This window comes from Falsirhodobacter sp. alg1 (genome assembly GCF_000739715.2).
In the GTDB taxonomy this organism is placed as follows: Bacteria; Pseudomonadota; Alphaproteobacteria; order Rhodobacterales; family Rhodobacteraceae; genus Falsirhodobacter.
Genome location: NZ_BBJC02000012.1, coordinates 1 through 4,467, shown reverse-complemented (window position 1 = coordinate 4,467; position 4,467 = coordinate 1). Strand labels below are relative to the sequence as shown.

At 60.8% G+C, this 4,467-nt stretch carries 4 protein-coding genes, 1 tRNA gene, 2 rRNA genes and 1 pseudogene; 3 read left to right on the top strand and 5 right to left on the bottom strand.

Annotation, left to right across the window (positions count from 1 at the left end):
- The 3 genes and pseudogenes from TR36_RS13760 to TR36_RS16055 all read left to right on the top strand — a co-directional run.
- The coding region (locus TR36_RS13760) for an integrase core domain-containing protein (RefSeq protein WP_045393686.1) at positions 1-447 on the top strand (447 nt) is incomplete at its 5' end.
- 52 nt (positions 448-499) lie between these two features.
- Positions 500-685: pseudogene (locus TR36_RS16340) on the top strand (zinc ribbon domain-containing protein); the annotation flags it as partial.
- A 24-nt stretch (positions 686-709) separates the two neighbouring features.
- Positions 710-1,078, top strand: coding sequence for a hypothetical protein (locus TR36_RS16055; protein ID WP_062763514.1), 369 nt, complete (start codon positions 710-712; stop codon positions 1,076-1,078).
- On the opposite strand, the gene istB is transcribed toward TR36_RS16055, so the two are convergent.
- From istB to TR36_RS15790, 5 genes are all read right to left on the bottom strand, one after another.
- Positions 1,068-1,859 (bottom strand): IS21-like element helper ATPase IstB, encoded by a 792-nt coding sequence (istB, locus tag TR36_RS13750; protein ID WP_045393694.1) that lies wholly within the window; start codon positions 1,857-1,859, stop codon positions 1,068-1,070. The two genes, TR36_RS16055 and istB, sit on opposite strands and share 11 nt — an antisense overlap.
- Positions 1,849-3,372, bottom strand: coding sequence for an IS21 family transposase (gene istA / locus TR36_RS13745; protein ID WP_045393697.1), 1,524 nt, complete (start codon positions 3,370-3,372; stop codon positions 1,849-1,851). The genes istB and istA overlap by 11 nt, the downstream gene beginning before the upstream one ends.
- A 393-nt stretch (positions 3,373-3,765) precedes the next feature.
- Positions 3,766-3,842, bottom strand: a tRNA-Met gene (locus TR36_RS13740).
- 70 nt (positions 3,843-3,912) lie between these two features.
- Positions 3,913-4,027: ribosomal RNA gene (gene rrf / locus TR36_RS13735) — 5S ribosomal RNA — on the bottom strand.
- A 111-nt stretch (positions 4,028-4,138) separates the two neighbouring features.
- Positions 4,139-4,467 (bottom strand): 23S ribosomal RNA (locus TR36_RS15790); the annotation flags it as partial.

The following is a 4,467-nucleotide window of genomic DNA, read 5'->3' as shown; positions in this document are numbered from 1 at the left end:
GCGGACACCAGCCTGTCAGGGGCGCGTGTCGCCCGGGAACTCAGCTCCCTGATCCGGATTTACGGCAAGCCGGGTTGCATCGTCAGTGACAATGGCACCGAGTTCACCAGTCGGGCCATCCTCAAATGGGCCGACGAGAACGAGGTGCCGTGGCACTACATCGACCCAGGCAAGCCCCAGCAGAATGCCTTCGTCGAAAGCTTCAACGGCAGCCTGCGGGACGAGCTACTCAACGAAGAAATCTTCGACAGCTTGGACGACGCACGGCGAAAGCTGGCGCTCTGGCGCTACGACTACAACACGATCAGGCCACACTCGTCCCTGGCCAACCAGACGCCGCAGCAAGCGCGCCGGACGCTTGAGCAATTTGAGGGCTTCGCGCCCGGCGCGCTTGCGAAAGATGACCAAGCCGAATACCGAAATCCAAACTGCAGACTCTCGTTATGAATGAGGGACCAGTGGGGGGCAGGTCAACCCGGCAGGCGTTCAGGGAGGCGATCTGCGCCCCGAGCAGGCGCGCCGCCCGACCTATCTGTTCTCCGGCCTCGTGGTCTGCGACTGTTGCGGGGCAACATACACTCTGATCAACAAAAGCCGGTATGGCTGCAGCGCCGCCCGCAACAAGGGCAACGCGATCTGCACGAACAGGGCGACCATTGAACGCGAAGAGGTCGAGGCCCGGGTGCTGGGAGGGTTGAAGGATCGCCTGATGCATCCCGACCTCGTGGCGGTCTTCGTCGAGGAATACCGCCGGGCTTGGAACGATGCGCAGGCCGGTCAGATGGCCGCACGCGCCAAGACGGAGCGCGACCTCGCACAGGTGGAGCGGAAGATCGCGGGCATCCTGTCGGCGATCGAGGACGGGATGTATGAGCCGTCGATGAAGACCCGGATGGAAGAGCTGAAGGTCGAGAAAGCGCGACTGTCCTCCGGCCTGGCCGAGACGCCCGAGCCCCCTGCCCTGCGGCTCCATCCGCGCTTGGCCGACCACTACTGTTGGATGTCACTCAGAACTGACCCAGCATTGTCACCGAGATCTGACCCGCCCGGTTATTATGTTTTCTGGTTCATGACGTAGTCAATGTCGCCGTCTCCTTCCGTTTCTTTTTGGCTGTCTCGGAGCTGGCTTTGAAGCGGTAGCTGTCGTTGCCGGTCTCGAGAATGTGGCAGCGGTGGGTGAGGCGATCGAGCAGCGCCGTGGTCATCTTTGCATCACCGAAGACGCTCGCCCATTCGCTGAAGCTCAGGTTGGTCGTGATGACCACGCTGGTGCGTTCGTATAGTTTGCTGAGAAGATGGAACAGCAACGCACCGCCCGAGGCGCTGAACGGCAGGTATCCCAGCTCGTCGAGGATCACCAATTCGGTCTTCACCAGCGCCTCGGCGATCTTTCCAGCCTTTCCCTGGGCCTTCTCCTGTTCCAGTGCGTTGACCAGCTCGACGGTCGAGAAGAAGCGCACGCGTTTGCGGTGATGCTCGATGGCCTGGACGCCGATGGCGGTCGCGACATGACTTTTCCCCGTGCCGGGCCCGCCGATCAGGACCACGTTCTCGGCCGCGTCCATGAACTCGCACCGATGCAGCTGGCGCACGAGGGCTTCGTTGACCTCGCTGGCGGCGAAGTCGAAGCCGGACAGGTCCTTGTAGGCCGGGAAGCGCGCCGCCTTCATGTGATAGGAGATGGAGCGCACCTCGCGTTCGGCCATTTCAGCCTTGAGCAGCTGTGACAGCATCGGCATCGCTGCTTCGAACGCTGGAGCACCTTGTTCCATAAGGTCATGCACGGCCTGCGCCATGCCCGGCATCTTCAGGCTGCGCAGCATGATGACGATCGCGGCTCCAGCGGGATCATGACGCATGGCGTGTGCCTCCCCGCAGTCCGTCATAGCGTGCGACGTTGGCCTCAGGCTCCTTCTTCAGGACGAGGCTCGAAGGCGGCGTCACATCGGGCTGGTCAGTCGGCGTGCCATCCACCAGCCTGTGGAGCAGGTTCAGCACATGGGTCTTGGTCGGCACGCCCGCCTCCAGAGCCATTTCCACAGCGCACAGCACGGCCTGCTCGTCATGATGCAACACCAGCGACAGGATCTCGACCATCTCACGATCGCCGCCGGGCTTGCGCAGCATCTGATCCTGCAACTGGCGGAATGCCTCCGGCATCTCGACAAACGGGGCGCCGTTACGAAGCGCGCCCGGCTTGCGCTGGACAACAGCGAGATAATGGCGCCAGTCATATATGACGCGGCCAGGTTGCTTGTGTGACCGCTCAATGATGCGCTGATGCTCGCAGACCACCTGCCCCTCGGCCACGATCAACAGCCGTTCAGGGTAAACATGCAGGCTGACGGGGCGGTTCGCAAAGCTGGCAGGGACAGAGTAGCGATTGCGCTCGAAGGTGATCAGGCAGGTGGGCGACACCCTCTTGCTGTGTTCGACAAAGCCATCGAAGGCTGTGGGCAAGGGCATCAGTGCGGGTTTCTCGTCTTCCCAGACGTCGGCGAGGCTGCCGGGCAGGCTGCCATGCGGGGTCTCACCCCACAGTGCCTTGCACCGGTCCTCAAGCCACACATTCAACGCATCAGGATCCGGAAAGGCTGGCATCACCTGCCAGAGTCGGTGGCGCGCATCGCGAACGTTCTTCTCGACCTGTCCTTTCTCCCAACCCGCCGCTGGGTTGCAGAAATCAGCCTCAAAGACGTAGTGGCTGCTCATGGCCATGAACCGCGCATTCACGTCGCGCTTCTTGCCCACGCCCACGCGATCCACCGCCGTCTTCATGTTGTCGTAGATCCCGCGGCCCGGCACGCCCTCAAAGACCCGGAACGCGTGCCAATGCGCGTCGAACAGCATCTCGTGGGTCTGCAACAAATAGGCCCTGACCAGGAACGCCCGGCTGTGCGACAGCTTGATGTGAGCCACCTGCAACTTGATGCGCTCGCCGCCGACATGGGCCCAGTCCTCGCTCCAGTCGAACTGGAACGCCTCGCCAGGCTGGAACACAAGCGGCACGAATGTCCCGCGATCCGTCGTCTGTTGCGCGCGTTGCCTGTCTCCTTTCCAGGTCCGCACGAAGGCCGCGACCCGCTCATACGAGCCGTCATAGCCAAGCTGAACCAGATCAGCGTGCATCTGCTTGGCGGTGCGCCGGTCCTTGCGCGACTTGCGCTGCTCGGTCACCAGCCAGCCTGACAGCTTTTCTGCATACGGGTCCAGCTTGCTCGGTCGCGCCGGTGTCTGAAACTGGGGCTCAACGATCCCCGCACGCAGATACTTCCTGATGGTGTTGCGGGACAGCCCGGTCCGCCGCGCAATCTCGCGGATGGGCATCTTGTCCCGCAAAGCCCAACGCCGAATGACGCTCAAAAATCCCATGTCGATCACTCCAATATCCCCTGACAAATCCCGTCAGGGGCAAGGTTCCACATGGGTCAAATCTCAGTGACAATTTCGACTGCTGCTGGGTCAGCTCTGAGTGACATTCAACAGACCACTACAAGGAAAAGATCGCCGATCTCTCCTCGGCACTGTCGGACCCTTCGGTGAAGCTGGAGGCGACGGAGGCTTTGCGCGGGTTGGTGTCGGAGATCAGGATGATCCCCGACACAGATGCCCGTGGCGGTCATCGGATGGAGTTGGTCGGGGAACTGGCGGCGATCCTATCCCTGTCCGAGAGTGCCGGAGCGCTTTTCAGTGGCCATGGCCCGGACATGACAAAGCCCTCGCGATTTGCGAGGGCTGGTGCTGACCTTGGCAGGTCGGAAACGATGGTTGCGGGAGTAGGATTTGAACCTACGACCTTCAGGTTATGAGCCTGACGAGCTACCGGGCTGCTCCATCCCGCGCTGATTGCGCTACATTTGTATTTTTTGTGCGCTTTTTTGATTTCGTTTTGAGAGAAGGGGTTCTTACTAGGTCTGGCGGTGACCTACTCTCCCACGTCTTGAGACGCAGTACCATTGGCGCGACGGCACTTAACTGCCGAGTTCGGGATGGGATCGGGTGTTTTGCTCGTGCTATGACCACCAAACCAAGGAAGAACCCCACCTGTATTTTTGCGATACAGGGGGTTTTACAACATCAGGAACGCTTTGTTCTCTGTTCAAGTCGGTGCTTTTGATTGATCTTGCTTTTTCTGGATCAAATCAAGCCTATCGGGCAATTAGTACCGGTCAACTGAATGCATTGCTGCACTTACATCTCCGGCCTATCGACGTGGTGGTCTTCCACGGCCCTCAAGGGAGACCTTGTTTTGAAGGGGGCTTCCCGCTTAGATGYCTTCAGCGGTTATCCTGTCCGAACATAGCTACCCAATGATCGATCGCAGCCGCGAGGAGATCGTGGCCGCACTTGACCGCGCGATGGCCACCGAGGCCACCCCTGCGCGCATTTCCGAGCGGCTGACGGTTCTGCTGGCCGAAACACCCCGCAATTGGGTGGCCATCGATGCCGTGTTGCAGGTGGCCGAAG